18 protein-coding genes are annotated in these 18,527 nt (G+C 56.2%); 6 read left to right on the top strand and 12 right to left on the bottom strand.

Features of this window, described 5'->3' with window-relative positions; genetic code table 11:
• Positions 1–94: 94 nt before the first annotated feature.
• Together BFV63_RS10835 and BFV63_RS10830 are read right to left on the bottom strand one after the other, a co-directional pair.
• The gene (locus tag BFV63_RS10835; protein ID WP_048240824.1) at positions 95–1,198 is read right to left on the bottom strand and encodes a cobalamin-independent methionine synthase II family protein; all 1,104 of its coding nucleotides are present in this window, start codon (positions 1,196–1,198) and stop codon (positions 95–97) included.
• Positions 1,199–1,354: 156 nt separating this feature from the next.
• Complete coding sequence (locus BFV63_RS10830) at positions 1,355–1,765, bottom strand: rhodanese-like domain-containing protein (protein ID WP_003857206.1); 411 nt, start codon at positions 1,763–1,765, stop codon at positions 1,355–1,357.
• Between the two features lie 73 nt (positions 1,766–1,838).
• Between BFV63_RS10830 and ftrA the strand changes: the two genes are divergently transcribed.
• A complete protein-coding gene (ftrA, locus tag BFV63_RS10825; RefSeq protein ID WP_022651184.1) occupies positions 1,839–2,837 on the top strand; it encodes a transcriptional regulator FtrA in 999 nt (332 codons plus the stop codon).
• 148 nt (positions 2,838–2,985) lie between these two features.
• On the opposite strand, the gene BFV63_RS10820 is transcribed toward ftrA, so the two are convergent.
• Complete coding sequence (locus tag BFV63_RS10820) at positions 2,986–3,348, bottom strand: hypothetical protein (RefSeq protein ID WP_003857209.1); 363 nt, start codon at positions 3,346–3,348, stop codon at positions 2,986–2,988.
• A gap of 243 nt (positions 3,349–3,591) precedes the next feature.
• Between BFV63_RS10820 and BFV63_RS10815 the strand changes: the two genes are divergently transcribed.
• Positions 3,592–3,825 carry a DUF2554 family protein gene (locus BFV63_RS10815; protein ID WP_003857211.1) on the top strand — a complete coding sequence of 78 codons (234 nt, stop codon included), beginning with the start codon at positions 3,592–3,594 and terminating at the stop codon, positions 3,823–3,825.
• On the opposite strand, the gene BFV63_RS10810 is transcribed toward BFV63_RS10815, so the two are convergent.
• Positions 3,822–5,786 carry a peptidase U32 family protein gene (locus tag BFV63_RS10810; protein WP_003857212.1) on the bottom strand — a complete coding sequence of 655 codons (1,965 nt, stop codon included), beginning with the start codon at positions 5,784–5,786 and terminating at the stop codon, positions 3,822–3,824. The genes BFV63_RS10815 and BFV63_RS10810 overlap by 4 nt on opposite strands.
• A gap of 80 nt (positions 5,787–5,866) precedes the next feature.
• Positions 5,867–6,394, bottom strand: a complete 528-nt coding sequence (locus BFV63_RS10805) for a helix-turn-helix domain-containing protein (protein WP_045336245.1) — start codon at positions 6,392–6,394, stop codon at positions 5,867–5,869.
• A gap of 92 nt (positions 6,395–6,486) precedes the next feature.
• Here BFV63_RS10805 and BFV63_RS10800 point away from each other — a divergent pair, with 92 nt between their 5' ends.
• Entirely contained in the window at positions 6,487–7,653 is a 1,167-nt protein-coding gene (locus BFV63_RS10800) for a benzoate/H(+) symporter BenE family transporter (RefSeq protein ID WP_023314135.1), read from the top strand.
• Here the strand turns inward: BFV63_RS10800 and BFV63_RS10795 are convergent.
• Positions 7,633–8,505: a helix-turn-helix domain-containing protein gene (locus BFV63_RS10795; protein WP_048240826.1), complete on the bottom strand. Its 873-nt coding sequence runs from the start codon at positions 8,503–8,505 to the stop codon at positions 7,633–7,635. The two genes, BFV63_RS10800 and BFV63_RS10795, sit on opposite strands and share 21 nt — an antisense overlap.
• 174 nt (positions 8,506–8,679) lie before the next feature.
• Here BFV63_RS10795 and BFV63_RS10790 point away from each other — a divergent pair, with 174 nt between their 5' ends.
• The gene (locus BFV63_RS10790) at positions 8,680–9,576 is read left to right on the top strand and encodes a DMT family transporter (RefSeq protein WP_003857219.1); all 897 of its coding nucleotides are present in this window, start codon (positions 8,680–8,682) and stop codon (positions 9,574–9,576) included.
• Between the two features lie 34 nt (positions 9,577–9,610).
• On the opposite strand, the gene BFV63_RS10785 is transcribed toward BFV63_RS10790, so the two are convergent.
• Complete coding sequence (locus BFV63_RS10785) at positions 9,611–10,285, bottom strand: DUF3313 domain-containing protein (protein ID WP_003857221.1); 675 nt, start codon at positions 10,283–10,285, stop codon at positions 9,611–9,613.
• A 133-nt stretch (positions 10,286–10,418) separates the two neighbouring features.
• Positions 10,419–12,014, bottom strand: a complete 1,596-nt coding sequence (locus BFV63_RS10780) for an ABC transporter substrate-binding protein (RefSeq protein WP_048240828.1) — start codon at positions 12,012–12,014, stop codon at positions 10,419–10,421.
• A gap of 111 nt (positions 12,015–12,125) precedes the next feature.
• Between BFV63_RS10780 and pepT the strand changes: the two genes are divergently transcribed.
• Positions 12,126–13,355, top strand: a complete 1,230-nt coding sequence (gene pepT, locus BFV63_RS10775; protein WP_048240830.1) for a peptidase T — start codon at positions 12,126–12,128, stop codon at positions 13,353–13,355.
• Here the strand turns inward: pepT and tehB are convergent.
• Entirely contained in the window at positions 13,352–13,945 is a 594-nt protein-coding gene (tehB, locus tag BFV63_RS10770; RefSeq protein ID WP_048240832.1) for a tellurite resistance methyltransferase TehB, read from the bottom strand. The two genes, pepT and tehB, sit on opposite strands and share 4 nt — an antisense overlap.
• On the bottom strand, positions 13,945–14,940 hold the full coding sequence (tehA, locus tag BFV63_RS10765; RefSeq protein ID WP_023324635.1) for a dicarboxylate transporter/tellurite-resistance protein TehA: 996 nt from the start codon (positions 14,938–14,940) through the stop codon (positions 13,945–13,947). Before tehA ends, tehB begins: the two co-directional genes overlap by 1 nt.
• Before the next feature lie 121 nt (positions 14,941–15,061).
• On the opposite strand from tehA, the gene ydcK reads away from it, so the two are divergent.
• Positions 15,062–16,042 carry a YdcK family protein gene (gene ydcK, locus BFV63_RS10760; RefSeq protein ID WP_045346282.1) on the top strand — a complete coding sequence of 327 codons (981 nt, stop codon included), beginning with the start codon at positions 15,062–15,064 and terminating at the stop codon, positions 16,040–16,042.
• On the opposite strand, the gene rimL is transcribed toward ydcK, so the two are convergent.
• Complete coding sequence (gene rimL, locus BFV63_RS10755; RefSeq protein ID WP_048240833.1) at positions 16,037–16,576, bottom strand: 50S ribosomal protein L7/L12-serine acetyltransferase; 540 nt, start codon at positions 16,574–16,576, stop codon at positions 16,037–16,039. The genes ydcK and rimL overlap by 6 nt on opposite strands.
• A 105-nt stretch (positions 16,577–16,681) precedes the next feature.
• Positions 16,682–18,337: a glucan biosynthesis protein D gene (locus BFV63_RS10750; RefSeq protein ID WP_045334842.1), complete on the bottom strand. Its 1,656-nt coding sequence runs from the start codon at positions 18,335–18,337 to the stop codon at positions 16,682–16,684.
• Between the last annotated feature and the right edge of the window lie 190 nt (positions 18,338–18,527).

Here is an 18,527-nt window from a genome sequence, read left to right as displayed (position 1 = left end):
GGCAGGATTTAAACGGGTTCGAAGAGAGGATTTACGGTAAACGACTCAGAATGGTACAGCGCTGCACTGTAATAATGCAGCGCTGTGAACGGCGTTACCAGACGTCGCTGGCGATTTTCGTCACCAGGCGAATTTTATCCCACTGCTGGGCTTCGCTCAGGCTGTTACCCTCTTCCGTGGAGGCAAATCCGCACTGCGGGCTGAGGCAAATCTGCTCTTTCGCCACGTAGCGCGCAGCCTCTTCCAGACGCGCTTTCACCCCTTCCGGGTTCTCCAGTTCACCGTGCTTGGTGGTGATCAGCCCCAGCACCACCTGCTGTTTACCCGGGCGCACAAAACGCAGTGGCGCAAAGTCGCCGCTACGGTCGTTGTCGTACTCCAGGAAGAACGCGTCGACGTTCACCGTGCCGAACAGCACCTCCGCCACCGGCTCATAGCCGCCTTCGGAAATCCAGGTTGAGCGGAAGTTGCCGCGGCAGACGTGCAGCCCGATGGTCAGGTCGTCCGGTTTGCCCTCCAGCGCCTTATTCAGCACCCGGGCATAGGTTCGGGCAAGTTCGTCTGCATCGTCACCGCGCTCGCGGATCTGGCGGCGCTGGTCTTCTGAACAAAGGTAGGCCCAGACGGTATCATCCAGTTGCAGATAGCGGCAGCCTGCATCGTAAAAGGCCCGAATGGCATCGCGCCAGGTTGTCGCCAGATCGTCAAAGTAATCCTTCAGATCCGGGTAGACCGTGGCATCAATATCCTTGCGGCCACCGCGGAAGTGCAGCACGCTCGGGCTCGGAATGGTCATCTTCGGCTGTGCGTTACCGCTGATGCTTTTGAGGTAGCGAAAATCTTCCAGCATAGGATGATCGCCGAAGCCCAGTTTGCCCGTTACGCGCACGCCGTGGGCTTTGGTCTGCACCCCGTTGAACTGAATGCCCTGCTGCGAATCATAACGCTCTACGCCCTGTAGCCCGTCAAAGAAGTCAAAGTGCCACCAGGCGCGGCGGAATTCACCGTCCGTTACCACATGCAGACCGCAGGCGCACTGCTGTTCGACAACATGGCGAATGGCCTCGTCCTCAACCGCGCGAAGCTGACCGGCATCGATCTCACCGCTGGCAAATTGCAGACGGGCCTGTTTAACAGAGTCCGGGCGTAAAAAACTGCCGACTACATCGGCGCGGTACGGGGCGTGGTGTCGCTGCATGGAAATCTCCTCTGTCTGTCGGCGTTAATTGCCCACAGTGATAATTCATCTCTTGAACATTTAGACTTCTGGATGTCTAAACGTCCTAAAAAGATGTCATACCGGCTCGCCGCCGACAAACGAGAAAATTTCATCTGTGTTGAAATAAATTCATGTTCACAGGGCGGGCGATGAAGATCCTGCAAACGCGAACCGCTCATCTTCCCAGCCGGTCATGCCCCCGAGCATAATCTTAACCGGCAGACCCAGACGCGCCAGCTTCAGCGCCGCCCTGTCCGCCCCGTTGCAGTGCGGGCCTGCACAATAGACGACAAACAGCGTGCCCTCTGGCCACGCTGTCATCCGCTCGGCGGTGATCTGGCTCCAGGGTAAATGCAGCGCGCCGGGCAGATGCCGCCGGGCAAAATGTTCAGGCTTCCCGACAACGTGCAGCAGAACAAAGTCCTGCTCACCGCTGGATACCGCGTGATGGACATCGGCGCAGTCCGTCTCGACGCTCAGACGACGCAGAAAATGCCCCACGGCTTCCTGCGGCTCAGCAGCCGGAAATTCAGTAACATAGCTCATGAATCTTCCTCATTTGTGGTGTTTGTGTTAACACTACTCTATCCCTTAATTCAGCACATGAATGCGTCCGCCTATGCCAGAAAACAGCAAAAAGATGACAAACTTAAGACATCCCTCGCCGCGCGCGGTCGTGCTGGCATATGACGGTTTATGTACCTTTGAGTTTGGCGTGGCGGTAGAAATCTTTGGCTTGCCGCGCCCGGAGATGGGCGATGACTGGTATCAGTTCGCCGTGGCGAGCGTGGATGGCGGCGAGCTCCGGGCAACGGGCGGGATCCGTATTCTGGCCGACGGCGATCTGCGTCTGCTTGAAACGGCGGATCTGGTTGTTGTACCCGGCTGGCGAGGGCTGGATGAACCCGTACCCGAAGCGCTCTGCCAGGCGCTCCGCGCGGCGCATGCCCGCGGCTGCCAGCTACTCTCGATCTGTTCTGGCGTTTTCGTTCTGGCAGCCTCAGGCCTGCTTGACGGGCGGAAGGCAACCACCCACTGGCGCTACACGCAAGCTCTGAAAACACGCTTTCCCGCCATCACCGTGGTCGAAGATGTGCTCTACCAGGACGAAGGCGATATTCTCACTTCCGCCGGCAGCGCCGCGGGGATTGATCTGTGTCTGCACGTGGTGCGCCGGAATTACGGTATGGAGGCAGCAAACCGCGTGGCGCGTCGACTGGTGATCCCGCCCCATCGGGACGGCTCGCAAACCCAGCAACTTAGCCGACCGGTGGCTCAGTTGCGGGAGAGCCAGCGCCTGGGCCAGCTGTTCGATTATCTTCACCAGCATCTGGCCGTTTCCCATACCGTCGAATCGCTGGCCCTGCGGGTGGGTATGAGTCAACGCACCTTTCTGCGCCGTTTCCAGGACGCGACCGGGACAACGCCCGCGCGCTGGTTATTGACTGCGCGATTGCAGCGGGCAAAAGATTATCTCGAAAACAGTCGGCTCAGCATTGATAATATTGCGGAACAAACCGGATTTGGACAAAGCGCCACGCTGCGCCACCATTTCCGGCAGCAATTTGCGCTTTCGCCCGCGCAATATCGCAAACAATTTTTACAGCCGGTACGATAAACGGGCAAAAAAAAACCGCCATAATCTGGCGGTAAATGCTTGCATGGATAGATTTGTATTTTGGTATCTACGCTCCGGTATTCCCTACCGGGATGTGGATCACCAGCAATCTACCACTGTGAGCCTCAACGAAGCATAAACGAATCGATTAACCCGCTTTGGTATTAATTTGCAGATAACGCATCAGCCCCTGATCTGCACTCTGGCGGGCATCATCATTAATCGCTTCGAGATAAAACGCACGAGAGACCCCATACGGTGCCTGCTCGGGTGGGTAAACGGCGAACTGGAAGGTTTTGCCTCTCGCCTTATTGGTACAGCCCAGCTCCCAGCGATCTTCACTTACCTGGGTGCTATTACATTCGACACGTCCGTAATCGCTGGTTAAATACGATCCGACACGGCTTTTTGCTGACTGAATATATTCTGGTTCTTCATTTGAATAGATGCTGGCCGCAGCACCCACCGCAACCACTACGCCCAGAAGTGATAGCACGATTATTTTTTTCATTTATTCGATCCAATCCTTAGCCAGAAAAATCTTATTGTAAATGATTTCCCAATAAATCTAGTTGTTCTTTGCATACCAGAAATGGGAGTTTACAACGTCGATATCGCTTTTAAGAATAGTCTTAAGCGCGTTTTATTGCGACCACAATTTTTGACACTCTATTTTCTCAAATTTAAAGAGTCGAATAATTACTCTATGAAATTATCCCTACGATGACCGTAGCGTATTTTCAGGGGATAAAGGATGTTCAGAAAAGAATTTTCGCTACTGCTGGTGATTAGCGCCCTGTTCTCAGGACAGATTATGGCGGAGCACAAAGGGCATGAATTTGTGTATGTGAAAAACGCCGACCATCAGCTTCGTCATGAAGCTGACAGCGACGAGTTACGCAGCGCGGCTGAGGAGTCTGCGGAGGGGTTGCGCGAGCACCATACCTGGCAGAAATCGCGCAAACCGGATACCCACTCTGCGGGTTAGCTGCCTTTACGCTTCGGCAGGGTCTTCATCAAATCGTCAGGGCTGACGGAGGCCACAATGCTTCCCGGCGGCGGCATTTTGAAGATGTGATTCTTCATCTTGCCGATAACGTGCATTTCACACGGACGGCAGTCAAACTTCAGCGTCAGCACTTCATCGCCATTCACCAGCTGCATCGGCGTCGCTTTCCAGCTTTTAATATTGCCTTTCGCCTGTTTCGGACAAAGGTTAAAAGCAAACCGCAGGCAGTGTTTGGTGATCATCACCGGCACATCGCCCTTCTCTTCATGCGCTTCATACGCGGCGTCAATCAGCTGCACGCCGTGACGATGATAAAACGCACGCGCTTTGTGGTTGTATACGTTCGCGAGGAAAGAAAGATGCGTGTCCGGGTAGACCGGCGCAGGCACCGCTTCGGCCTTACGGCTGCCGCGCGAATAGTTTGCCAGGCGTACTTCATCCAGCATCTCGGCCGTTTCACGGCGGAACTGGTTCAGCAGGCTGTTCGGCACGAACAGCGCGTCCGGCAGATTCACCTCAATATTGCGCGCGTAATAAATGGTCTGCCCCAGCTTCGCCACGCCATCCTTGAGGTTGTTGAGCGCTTTCTCCGCATTGTTCGCCACCTCGAACAGGCCGTCGAGCGTATGCGTCACGCTGATGCCGTCTTCGCAGGTCATGGTCAGGATCAGCTGCTCTTCCCAGCCCCCCAGCGCGATATCCACCGCAATGCGGCGCTCGCTGGAGGTCTTGAGCAAGGCCTGCTGCCAGTTGTGATCCAGGTTACGGTTAAGCGCCGCATTAGGCCGGGCTTTGTAGAGATCGGCAGGCATTTCGTTCGGCCAGACGCGATAGCGATTTTCGCCGGTTTTCTCCACCGTATTGGCGCGGAAACCCACTACTTCACGTTTGATCATCACGTTGAGACCATCGCCGTTCGCCAGCGGCTCTGTCACCTGAACGTCAAGATGATCTTTCGCCACTTTCAGCACTTCACCCACCGGCAGGCCGATAAACTTCGGTGAGTCGAACGCGCCAATATCCCCTTTACGGGCATTCACGAAATAGTCCGTGCTGCCGCGGTGGAAGGTTTTGTCCGTAGACGGAATAAAGAAATGCTCTGTACGCCCGGCGGAGGCGCGCGCCAGATCACCGCGATCGTCGATGATGGCATCCAGCATCTGACGATAATGGGCGGTGATATTTTTCACGTAGCTCATGTCCTTGTAGCGCCCTTCAATTTTGAAGGAGCGTACGCCAGCATCGATCAGCGCACCGAGGTTCGCCGTCTGATCGTTATCTTTCATCGACAGCAGGTGTTTTTCGAATGCCACCACGCGGCCCTGATCGTCTTTCAGGGTATACGGCAGACGGCAGGCCTGAGAGCAGTCGCCCCGGTTAGCGCTGCGCCCCGTCTGGGCGTGAGAGATATTACACTGCCCGGAATAGGCCACACACAGCGCACCGTGGATAAAGAATTCAATGGTCGCGTCGGTCGCCTGATGGATATCGCGGATCTGGTTCAGGTTCAGCTCGCGCGCCAGCACAATCTGCGTAAACCCGACGTCCGAAAGAAACTTCGCCTTCTCGACGGTGCGGATATCGCACTGAGTGCTGGCGTGCAGCTCAATCGGCGGGATATCCAGTTCCAGAACGCCCATATCCTGAACGATCAGGGCGTCAACGCCGGTCTGGTAGAGATCGGTGATCAGACGCTGCGCGGGCTCCAGCTCATCATCATGAAGAATGGTGTTCAGGGTCACAAACACCTTCGCCCCGAAACGGTGAGCGAACGGTACCAGCTCGGCAATGTCGCGCAGGCTGTTGCTGGCGTTATGCCGGGCACCGAAGCCAGGGCCGCCAATGTAGACGGCATCCGCACCGTGAAGAATGGCTTCACGGGCAATGGCGGCGTCGCGGGCCGGGCTTAGCAGTTCAAGATGATGGGAGTGCAGGCGCATACTTCGTCGTTATCCGTTATGGTCAAAATGGCGGCTATTGTAGTCAGAAGTCTGTGTCAGTGAAACCGTTTTGCGACGCTTTAGCGGGGATAATGGATCAGGGAGTGAAAATGCACCGTCCGGGCGCTGCTGTTGCGGTACGCGTGCGGTTTATCGCCGGCAAAACGCACGCCGGAATCAGCGTATATTGTGCGCCAGACACCGTCGATCTGCATATCCAGCTCACCGCTTATCACCACCACATGTTCGATCACCCCGGCTTCGTGCGGCGTGGACTCGCTCAGCGCGCCGGGCGACAGGGTGATGGAGAAATGGTCGAACTTAAGCTGTTCATCCCAGGGGAAAAGCGGTTTCACCACCATCGCCTGCTGCTGCGGATCGAATACCGCCTGCGGTTCGCTTTCTGGAGTGATAAACGCCGAAAAAGGTACGTTCAACCCGGTGGCGATTTTCCACAAGGTAGAAACCGTCGGGCTGGACTCATTGCGTTCGATTTGCCCAAGCATTGCTTTCGACACGCCCGTCTCTTCCGCCAGTTTTGACAGGCTCCAGCCCCGCGCCTGACGCAGCGCTTTCAGTGTGGTTGCCAGGTGTTGAGTGATATCCATAGTTCCTCCCGTTGCGGCAAAGCATACCACTTGTACGCTATAGCGCACAGTGATACCTTATCCCGGACGTTATAACGCACAACGGAGTTTCCATGCGATCGACTGCCTCTCTCTTTCCTGCCGTGCTGGCCGGTTTTGTTGCCGTTCTGGTGGGCTATGCCAGCTCTGCCGCCATTATCTGGCAGGCGGCTGCGGCGGCTGGCGCCAGTACACAGCAAATCGCCGGATGGATGACCGCGCTAGGGCTCGGGATGGGGATCAGCACGCTGGCATTGTCGTGGTGGTATAAAGCCCCCGTGCTGACCGCCTGGTCGACTCCTGGCGCGGCGTTGCTCGCCACCAGCCTGCATGGCGTGACGCTGGCGGAAACCATCGGGGTATTTATATTCGCGAATACGCTGATTCTGCTGTGCGGCGTCACCGGCCTGTTTGCCCGGTTGATGAAACTGATCCCGCACTCGCTTGCCGCCGCTATGCTGGCGGGCGTGCTGTTACAGTTTGGCCTGAAGGCATTCAGCAATCTTGAGGGACACATTTTTCTTTGCGGCAGTATGCTGGCCGCCTGGCTGGTGGCCAAAGCCGTAGCGCCCCGGTACGCCATTGTCGCCACGCTGCTGGTGGGCGTGTTCGTTGCCTGGGCTGGAGGTGACGTTGTCACGAACAGGATGACGTTATCGGTCATCATGCCGGAATTCATTGCCCCTGCGTTCACCTTCACCAGCCTGATCAGCATCGGCTTACCCTTCTTCCTGGTGACCATGGCGTCGCAGAATGCGCCCGGCTTCGCCACCATGCAGGCATCGGGCTATCCGCTGGCGGTCTCACCGCTGATCGTTGCCACAGGCGGGCTGGCGCTGCTGTTGTCCCCGTTCGGCGTCTATTCTATATGCATCGCCGCCATCACCGCCGCCATCTGCCAGAGCCCGGACGCCCACCCGGATGCCAGTAAACGCTGGCTGGCTGCGGCGGCCGCAGGTGGGTTTTATCTGCTGGCGGGGGTGTTCGGCGGGTCGATTTCGGGGCTGATGGCCGCCCTGCCGCTGAGCGGCATCCAGACGCTGGCCGGGCTGGCCCTGCTTGGCACTATCAGCGGGAGTTTGTATCAGGCACTGAATCATGAAGCAGAGCGCGACGCGGCGATCGTCACCTTCCTGATGACCGCCAGCGGCGTCACGCTCCTGGGGATTGGCTCCGCCTTCTGGGGGCTGGTGTTGGGAGGGATCTGTTACGCCGTCTTCTCACGCCTTCGCCGCGCGTAGCTGTGACGGCGTAATGCCGGTCATGCCGCGAAAACGGTTACTGAAATGGCTGGCGGAGTTAAATCCGCAGGCCAGCGCGATGTCGGTGAGCGGCGTGGTCGTGTGCTGCACCATCGCTTTGGCCTTCTCCATGCGGCGCTGCATGACGTACTGATGCGGCGCCAGGCCCATCGACTGGCGGAACATCCGCGCAAAGTGATACTCACTGAGTGCGGCCTGGCCCGCCAGTTCCGCCAGCGTTAAGGGTTGCGCCAGGTTTTCCTCGATAAAGGCCAGCACGTTGCGCAGCACAAACGGCGATAACCCGCCGGTCACTACCGGCAGCTTCCACTGTACGCTGGAATAGTGCTGGACTAAATGCGTCAGCAATAAGGTCGACGCGGTGCTCAGGGTGAGCTGATTGGCGTTTTGCTGCCAGTCGCAGCCGAGCAAAAACTGGCGATAAAGGGCGGTGATTTTCGGATCGCTGCCGAATATTTTTTCCTCCAGCGTCAGCGATAGCGGTCGTTTATCCCAGATTTTCTCCCCCACGTCCCGCAGGTGTTCATCGGTGCAGTAGAGGTGCACGAACGACAGGTCGTCACGAATATCCCACGTGGATTCGCTCTCTTCCGGCATCAGACAAAAACGATCCGGCCCACCGCCATTTTTCCAGCCACCCGGCGTTTTTTGATAGCTTTCATAGCCATCTGCCACGTACAGGCTAAGGGTGTGATGGTTGCTTTTCACGGTGATCGTGTCGTGCTTGTTGTACCACGCCGCCAGTTGAATGCCAGTATTGAGCGCGACGGTTTCCCGCAGCACCGCATTTTGTTGGCGTAACGTTTCAAAGGTGTCGTAAACGAGAGACATGGCCGTAAACAGGTGATTAATCAGACTGTCAGTCTAAGAAGTGTTGCAGCCTGTTACCAGCCATTGTGCGAGAAAAAAGCGCAAGAATTTGCAAGTCCGGCGCAAGGCGATGAAAGCAGGGCCCATCTTCTTTCGCCACACTGTTGTTTTTCGCGGTATGAGAAGAGAGAAACCATGAACGCATTACTCTATGGGCTGGTTGTTGTTATCTGGGGCACGACCTGGATCGCCATTTTTTTGCAACAGGGGCCGGTTGCAGCGCCGGTCTCCATTTTCTGGCGCTTCGCCGTGGCCAGCGCCACGATGATGATCGTCCTGGTCGCCCTTCGTCGCCTGCGCAGGCTGGCGCTGCGGGATCATCTCTACTGCATGCTACAGGGCTGCTGCGTTTTCTGTTTCAACTTCTGGTGCTTTTACACCGCCGCCGCCCATATCAATACCGGCCTTGAGTCGGTGATTTTCTCGATGGCCGTGCTGTATAACGCCATCAACAGCTTTATCTTCTTCGGCCAGCGTCCACCCGCACGCTTCTGGACGGCGGCAGCGCTGGGGCTTATCGGGATCATTACCCTGTTCTGGAACGATCTGCTCGCCAGCGGCTGGAGCGCGTCGTTGCTTACGGGCATCGGGCTTTCCGCCCTCGGCACCTACGGCTTCTCGCTGGGGAATATGATCAGCATGCGTCATCAGCGAAACGGGCTGGAAACCATGACCACCAACGCCTGGGCGATGCTGTATGGCACCGTCGTGATGGGACTTATCGCCCTCTTCAGAGGCGATAACTTTATGCCGGAATGGACGGTGAGCTATATGGGGGCGCTGCTCTATCTTGCGCTGTTTGGCTCGGTGATTGCCTTCGGCGCCTACTTTACGCTGGTAGGCCGCATTGGTCCCGGTAAAGCCGCCTACAGCACCCTGCTGTTCCCGCTGGTGGCGCTGTCGATTTCAACGGTGTACGAGGGTTACGTGTGGCATCTCAACGGGATCGTCGGCCTGTTGTTGATACTGGGGGGGAATATGGTGATGTTTACGAAGCCGGAAACCTGGTTCCGCCGCCTGCGGACGGCATAAAAAAACGGCCTGCGAAAATGCAGGCCTTTTTTTATTAATTTGCTGTCTGATGAACATCAAACATAGTGGCATCCGTTGCCATGTCATCCACAACCTGCTTCAGGGTGCCGAAGCCCATTGGCGTATTCTCGTTCGCCAGCTCTTTCCCTTCCCCCTTACGAACAACCTTAATCACCGGTTTGTTCGTAGCCGCGTCGATTAACTCACCTTCGAAGAACAGATGCGTATCCATGGTACGATGGCCCGTGGCCATCTGCGTACCCGCAACCAGCAGCGCGACAGGCACCACTTCATAGAACTGCAAACCTTCTTTGTCTGAGCTCACACCCGTGATGGCGCCGCGGAAGATCAGGCTATGTTTGCCCGGCGTCGTCACAATCGGCTTACGCTGGCCAATCGCGGTTTTCAGTTTGGTATTGGTATAATTCAACAGCTCATCAAGCGTTTTTTGCCCAAGCTGAGTGGTCGGTTTTGGCGTCGGGTAATAGGTTATCGGCGTCCAGATAATGCTGTCATAATTCGCCTCATTATAAGAAGGATCAACCCAACGCAGGGTTGGCTTCCCGGTTGCAGATTTCATCTCCTGCAAGCCTGAGTAATCTTTTAAAAAGCCTGAATATTGATCGGGGGCTGCGACTTTTGACGCACAGCCTGAGAGGGCCAACAGACCAGAAAGCACTGCAACTTTAAAAAAAGTGTGAGTACGCATGATGGTATTCCATGTTATCTGCAAGTATGCACTTGAAGTTATAACAAAAAATGGGGCGATGTGTTGTGGCAAAAAATGACGAAGACAGCACAAATAGCGAAAAAACTGCCCGACCGAAACCGGGCAGTGAAAATTACTCTTTCAGGTCCACTTGCCAGAACAGGTGTTTGCCGAAGGGATCAATTTCATAGCCCGTGACCTCTTTACGGACTGGCTCAAAAATCGTTGAATGAGCAATCATTACCGCCGGCATTTGATCGTGCATCATCTGCTGCGCCTGCTTGTACAGCGCCACGCGTTTTTCGCGATCGGTTATCGATTTTGCTTCGGCAATCAGGTTATCAAACGGCTTATAACACCATTTCGCCGAATTCGACCCGCCGTTGGCGGACGTACAGGTAAACAGCGGGCCGAAGAAGTTATCCGGATCCCCCGTCGCCGTTGTCCAGCCCATCAGCGCAGCCTGATGCTCCCCGCCCTTCACGCGCTTCAGGTATTCGCCCCATTCGTAGGTCACGATTTTGGTCTGCACGCCAACTTTCGCCCAGTCCGCCTGGATCATCTCCGCCATACGCTTCGCGTTCGGGTTATACGGCCGCTGCACGGGCATGGCCCACAGATCGATGCTTACGCCGTTGGCAAACCCCGCCTCCTTTAACAGCGCTTTCGCTTTTTCTGGATCGTAATCGTAGTCTTTCAGCTCGCTGTCGGCACTCCAGACGCCAGGCGGCAGCAGGTTTTTTGCCGCCGTGCCGGTGCCGTGGAAGACCGCCTCAATGATGGCCGGTTTGTTAATCGCCATCGCCAGCGCCTGACGCACTTTTACGTTATCCAGCGGCGACTTTTGCGTGTTAAACGCCAGGAAACCGGTATTCAGACCGGCCTTGCTCATCAGGTTGATGTCTTTGTTAGCCTTCATACGCGGCAGGTCCGCCGGGTTCGGGAACGGCATCACCTGACACTCATTCTTCTCGACTTTGGCAAAACGTACCGAGGCGTCCGGCGTGATGGTGAACACCAGACGATCCAGCTTCGATTTTCCCTGCCAGTAGTCAGGGAAAGCGGTAAAGAGGATGCGGGAATCCTTCTGATATTGCGACAGCTTAAACGGCCCGGTGCCAATCGGCTGCATATCGACCTTTTCTGGCGTGCCCGCTTTCAGCATGGCATCGGCATACTCCGCCGACAGAATGGAGGCAAAGTACCACGCCAGGTCAGCGACAAACGGCGCTTCCGGATGCGCCAGGGTGAAGCGCACGGTGCGATCGTCAACTTTATCAATGGCGGTAATCAGGCTGCCGAACTCCAGACTTTCGAAGTTGGAATAACTGCCGTTGGAGACGTTATGGTAGGGATGATTGACATCCTTCTGGCGCATAAACGAGAAAATCACGTCGTCCGCGTTGAAGTCGCGCGTCGGCGTGAACAGCTTATTACTGTGGAATTTCACCCCTTTGCGCAGGTGGAAGGTGTAGACCTTGCCATCCTCGCTTACCTCCCAGCTTTCCGCCAGGCTCGGTACCAGTTCGGTAGTGCCCGGTTTGAAATCGACCAGACGGTTATAAACCGGTACGGCGCTGGCGTCCACGCTGGTCCCCGACGTATAGAGCTGAGGATTGAAATTTTCCGGCGATCCTTCGGAGCAATACACCAGCGTTTTTGCCGCGACGGTGGAACTGACCGTCAGTGCAGCAAGCGCCAGCGTTATCATTGTGAATGTGCTTTTCATCATTTATTCCTGTCTTTTTAATTCGACGGCTAATTACTTCTTTTGCCATTTCATAAATAACATTAAAGTGATGGCGCAAACACATGAAAAATAAATACAGAAGGAAACACTATGGGCTCGGAACTCTCCAGACAATTAACCCAACGCTTTTTCCGCTATCTCGCCATCACCAGCCAGAGCGACCCGAAAGTCAAAACCCTGCCCTCCACCCCGGGCCAGCACGACATGGCGCGGGAGCTGGCGAAGGAGCTGGAAACGCTGGGGTTAGACGATATTGTGATTGATGAGTTCGCCACCGTTACCGCCGTGAAAAAAGGCAATGTTCCCGGCGCGCCGCGTATTGGTTTTATTACCCATATTGACACCGTCGACGTCGGTTTATCCCCGGATATTCATCCACAAATATTAACCTTTACGGGGGATGATCTCTGCCTGAATAAAGAGGAAGATATTTGGCTGCGCGTAAAAGAGCACCCGGAAATTCTGGCTTATCCTGATGAGGAGATTATTTTCAGCGACGGAACCAGCGTATTAGGCGCAGATAATAAAGCGGCCGTCACCGTGGTCATGACGGTGCTGGAAAACCTCACCGCTGAGCACAACCATGGCGATATTGTGGTGGCGTTTGTGCCCGATGAAGAGATTGGCCTGTGCGGCGCGAAAGCGCTGGATTTAAAGCGCTTCGACGTCGATTTTGCCTGGACCATCGACTGCTGCGAGCTGGGCGAAATTGTTTACGAGAACTTTAACGCGGCGGCGGCTGAAATTCGCTTTACCGGCGTCACGGCGCACCCGATGTCCGCCAAAGGGGTGCTAGTCAATCCGCTGCTGATGGCAACGGATTTCATCAGCCATTTCGATCGCCAGCAAACCCCGGAATGCACCGAGGGGCGCGAAGGTTATATCTGGTTTAACGGCATCCAGGCCGGGCAAAACGAAGCGGTACTGAAAGCCAACATTCGTGATTTTGACAAAGACGGTTTTGCCGCCCGCAAGCAGCGAATTGCCGATGTGGCGGCGCAAATAGCCGCGCAGCATCCCACGGCAAACGTGGAGTATCGCATTGAAGATACCTACAGCAATATCAGCAATGCGATTGGCGAAGACCGCCGCGCGATCGACCTGATGTTCGAGGCGATGGAGTCGCTCGGCATCACCCCAAAACCGATCCCCATGCGCGGTGGCACGGACGGGGCGGCCCTGTCAGCTAAAGGCTTGCTCACCCCGAACTTCTTCACCGGCGCCCATAACTTCCACTCGAAGTTTGAGTTTTTACCGCTGTCGTCGTTCGAGGCCTCCTGTCGCACTGCACTGCAACTCTGTCTGCTGGCCGCGCGTTAAGCGGGCTTGCGTGCGAGCAGGGTGGCGAAGCGCAGCTTGATACGGTTCCCGTTGGCATCGGTACGGTGGAGTTCCCCCACCTCTTCGTTGTACTTGATCAGCTCCCAGCCTTCGTAGTAGTTACTCAGTTCACCGGGTTTGAAGGCAAACGGGAAGCCGACGGTGCACGGATAATCTTCCGTATCCATGGCGGCAACGATCAGGTTATAGCCGCCTGGTTTAGTGCAACGCTGCATATTGGCGATAAGACCAGGGATGGTATTCGCTTCGAGGAACATCAACACGACGGTGGAAAGAATAAAGTCGTATTCGCCGTCAAAGGTCAGGTTGTTCAGATCCTTAATCGCCGTTTGCAGATTCGCGATCCCTTCCGCCGCCTTAATGCGCTCAATGTTATCGATGCTCATCGGGTTTTTATCCCACGCCGTCACGTCATAGCCATTGGCAGCGAGGTAGAGGCTGTTACGGCCATTTCCGCAACCGAGATCGAGCGTTTTTCCCGGCTTAACAATGTCCGCGCTGAGCAGCACCTCTGAGTGCGTGCGGGTCAGCCCATATTTCTCAGTAAAGTAGTTTTCATCGACAGTCATTATTTTTCCTCAGATTGCATAAGCAGTGCCTTATCAGCGCGCACCAGAAGTTTGCCCTGCATCAGCAAGATAAAAGTACGGACCAGCAGCATCGCGATGATGACGTTGGTGAAAATAAACAGGGGAACCGCGAGGGCATGAAAGAACCCTGACGGACTGCTCTGTCCAAGATGTAAACCGGTGGTCGCCAGCGCCGACACCCCGAACGAGAAGCTCCAGAACGACGCGTTGAACGGCTGCGACAGATACCACGGCATCAGACGCAGCATAAACAGGAGTTGCAACAGGCCATAGCCGAAAAGCATTTTGGCGAAGGTGTCCGCTTCGCCGCCGTTGACGCTAAACCAGGCGCTACAGGCCACCAGGGCAGGCGCAAGCTGGATCCCGAGCGAGGTACGAAGGGCAGCGGGCAGCTCGCCCGCGCTGCGCAGGCGTTGTAAAATGACCGGCTCCAGGCTCAGCCAGGAAAAGACCCCGGCACCAAGGAACACCAGCCCCGCGTCGTGGAAACCCAGCGCACCGCAGGCCATCGCGCTGATAAAATTGTTCGCCACCGTCGGCAGATAGAGTCCCGGCGTCGTGGCTTCTTCCGGATGCTTGCCGCGCCACAGCCCGGCGCTTTGCCAGGCGGCATACGCAAGCTGGATCACCACGCCCACGCTAAACAACCCCAGCGCCACCGGGCGATACCACGGCACAAAGCCGATGGCCACCAGCAGCGTTGTGGCAGGAAACAGGCTGACAAAACTGCTCATTACCGGATGCCGCATCTCGGCCAACACGCTATGTGGAAACCGTACCGCACGGGTAAGAAACGCCACGCTCAGAAGGAACCAGATCGCCACCGCCAGCGCCACCAGGATCTCGCCCGGCCAGCGCGTCACCGGCCAGATGGTGCTGGCATAACGCCAGGCGAACCCCATACCTATGGTCCCGAGGACCATACCGAAATACCCGGCGGGCAAGTTAAGAACGCGTTGGTTTAGGTTATGCATTTTTTTTAAAGTTTAAAATGTATTTTAAATGCCATTTTAAGGGGTTTCCTGTGCGGACGCCAGCACTTCGAAAAACCAAAACTTAGCTACGTTTATTGAAAGGCTTTTCAGGGATAACACGATGACAAAATATCGGCTCAGCAATGAAACGCGTCTCTGGCGCTGGCAGGACGGATCAACACCGTGCACAACGCCTCTAAGACAAATTATTGCCGTGAAGGATTTTAACGATGTGACCAGCGGGACTAAAGGCGGTTGGGTTGAGGATGAACACGCGCTCGCCCAGGACGGGGATTGCTGGGTTTACGATGAAAACAGCGTGGTGTTTGCCGGGGCCAGGATATCCGGTAACGCCCGCCTCACCCAACCCTGCATCGTAAGCCACCGCGCACACGTTGGCGGCAACGGCTGGCTTGACGCGGCAGAGGTGAGTCACGGCGCGATGATACGTGACAACGTCACCATTCAGCATTCCACCGTACGCGGGGAATGTCGTATCGCGGGTGACGCGCGGGTGCTGCATAACAGCCTGGTGATTGCAGCCAAAGGGCTGACACCCGACCGTGAGCAGATCCTGCAAATTTATGACCGAGCCACGGTCAGCCAGTCGCGTATTGTGCATCAGGCGCAAATCTACGGCGATGCCATGGTGACCTGGGCCTTTGTTGAGCACCGTGCCGAGGTGTTCGATCGCGCCATTCTTGAGGGCAACGCGCTGAATAACGTCTGGGTGTGCGACTGCGCCAAAGTGTACGGCAACGCCCGTCTGCTGGCCGGTCTGGAGGATGATGCCATCCCGACCGTGCGGTACAGTTCACAGGTCGCGGAAAACGCCCTCGTAGAAGGCAACTGCGTCATTAAACACCACGTATTAATAGGCGGCGAGGCGTGGTTACGCGGCGGGCCGATCCTGATTGATGACAAAGTGGTTATTCAGGGGCGGGCGCGTATCAGCGGCGATGTCCTGATCGAGCATCAGGTGGAAATAACGGACGATGCGGTTATCGAGGCGCTGGAGGGTGAAAGCATTCACGTCCGGGGAGCCAAAGTGATCAACGGCGACACGCGGATCACCCGGACGCCGCTGCTGGGGGCGCTATAGCGGGAAGAATCTGGCGTACAGGTTCACGTCATCGTAACGCCCGTTGAGCATTTCCGCTTTCCGCAAACAACCTTCCAGCGTGAAACCGTTGCGCTGCGCCACCCGGTTACTGCTCTGGTTATCCACGCGACACTTGATCACAAAGCGGCGGATCTCGCCGCGCTCAACGTAATAGCGCATAAACGCCTGGAGCGCCTGAGAAAGAATACCCTGCCCCTGATGCGCCTCGTCAAGCCAGTAGCCAATGTACCCGGTCTTATTCGCAGGCTCGATCGCGTTGAAGGACAGCACGCCCACCAGCTCGTCCTTCATGAAAATCAGGAACATTTTGGCGTAACCGCGCTGGTGCAACATCTGATTGCTCTGCACGTTGCGGCGCGTGTCCTCTTCGCTGCCGACATGCTGCGCCCAGTCGAAGGCGGTTTGCAGCCAGGTTTTGTTTTTGATTACGAGGTTGTGCAGATCGGTGGTATAGCGCTCTTCGACGGCGCGAAGCTCGATTTCCTGGTTAACGGGGATGATTTCTGAAGACATAGTGCCTCTTAATTGCCGGGTGGCGCTAACGCTTACCCGGCCTACAAATGCGTCCAGAGCAGGCCGGCTAAGGCGAAGCCGCCACCCGGCACAAACCCATAAGGACTAGCGCATGATCCGGTCGTCAACGTAGTTACGTTTGTCCGGCGCGGGCGGGAAGTACTGGTACAGCCAGGTCTCGCTGATGGCATCGCCCTGACAGCGCAGGAACAGGCGCATATCCACCGGCTCGGTGGAGTCAGAGGTTGGATACCAGTCAAACAGAATGCGATACCCGTCGAATGGCTCGACATAGAGGATCTCTACCTGCTTCGCTTCACCACTGGACAGGGTGATCACCGGCTCAATGCCCTTCGGTGCGGCGGCCTTCAGATCGCCCCCGACGAAGTCAATGGCAAAGCGACGGGCCCACACTTTCGGGTAATTTTCACCCGGCGCCCAGCCCTCCGGGAAGCCGCCCATACCGGTACGGGTGGCGTAGACGTTTGCCAGCGGGGAACGCACCGGCGGCTGCGCGCTCCAGTAGAGACGGTATTTGAAGTCCAGCTCATCACCCGCCTGCACCGGTTTCTCCGGCTGCCAGAAGCAGACCACGTTATCGAGCGTCTCGCCGGTTGTCGGGATCTCCATCAGGGCGATGGATCCTTTCCCCCAGTTGTTGCGCGGCTCGACCCACAGGCTTGGTCGCTTGTTATACCAGCCCATGACGTCCTGGTAATGGGAGAAGTCACGGTCAAGCTGTAACAAACCAAAGCCTTTCGGGTTTTTATCCAGGTAGGCGTTGAATTGCAGCTTTTGCGGGTTGTTCAGCGGTCGGCAGATCCACTCCCCGTTACCGCGCCACATCGCCAGGCGGTCTGAATCATGGATCTGCGGATGTATGGTGTCGCACATGCGGCGTTCGTTGTTGCCGCAGCTGAACATGCTGGTCATTGGTGCGATGCCGAGCTGCTTGATGTCTTTGCGCGCATAGAGATGGTTTTCGACGTCCATGATCACCTGACTCTTCTCACAGTGGATCACAAACTTATAGGCACCGGTAATGCTCGGGCTGTCCAGCAGCGCATAGACGGTAAAGGTGGTATCACCCGGCTTAACGGTTTCAAACCAGAAGGAGGTGAAATCCGGAAACTCTTCCGGGGTGTCGGTAAAGGTATCCACCGCCAGCCCGCGCGCGGAAAGGCCGTACTGGTAGGTATCATCCACTGCGCGGAAGTAGCTCGCGCCCAGGAACGAAACGATATCGCGTCGCGCCAGTTCCGGCGCTTTAAAGACGCGGAATCCGGCGAAGCCGAGGTCGCTCTGCCCTTCAAGCTGGCGGGTATCCACGCCCGTATCGCCGTAGCTGAACAGCTCAGGCCGGAAGTGGATCTCACGCGCCTGAGAGGTGGTTTGATCCAGCGAGAACATGCGCACGCGGCGGCGGAACCCCATCCCCATATGGAAGAACTGGGCGTCCAGCTGACGGCCTTCAATGTTATTCCACAGCGACTGCTTCTCATCGTAACGGATGGCGTTGTACGCCTGCGGCGTCATGGTGGCCAGCGTTTCCGGCAGCGGACGCGGCGCACCGCCCCACGCGGTTTTCGCCAGATCGTGCGCCATGGATTGCAGAACAGAGAAGTCAAAGCGACGGCTCTGACCGTCGGCAATGTCGGAGTCAGCAGCATACGCCGCCTGGGAAAACAGAGAAGCAAGGCCAGAAGTGCCGCTCAGGGCAGCCATTGCCAGGGAACCTTTGAGAAAACGTCTGCGATTCATGCCTGAGAAAACGTCCTTATGGTCGTGTGAATGAGTTTCGCGCGCAGCGAAATGACGGCAAGAAAGAACGCACAGCCTAAACAAAAACGGTTAAGAATCCAATTGTTGGCGGGTGATTATCTGAACAAACCGAGAAATATTTTCTGTCGACCAGAACGGCCTGAAAAAGGGGTAAAGTTATGTATAAAAA

The sequence above is a fragment of the Enterobacter hormaechei subsp. xiangfangensis genome (genome assembly GCF_001729785.1).
GTDB lineage: Bacteria > Pseudomonadota > Gammaproteobacteria > Enterobacterales > Enterobacteriaceae > Enterobacter > Enterobacter hormaechei_C.
Note: the sequence above shows the minus strand (reverse complement) of the source record. Positions and strands in the feature narration are given on the sequence as shown.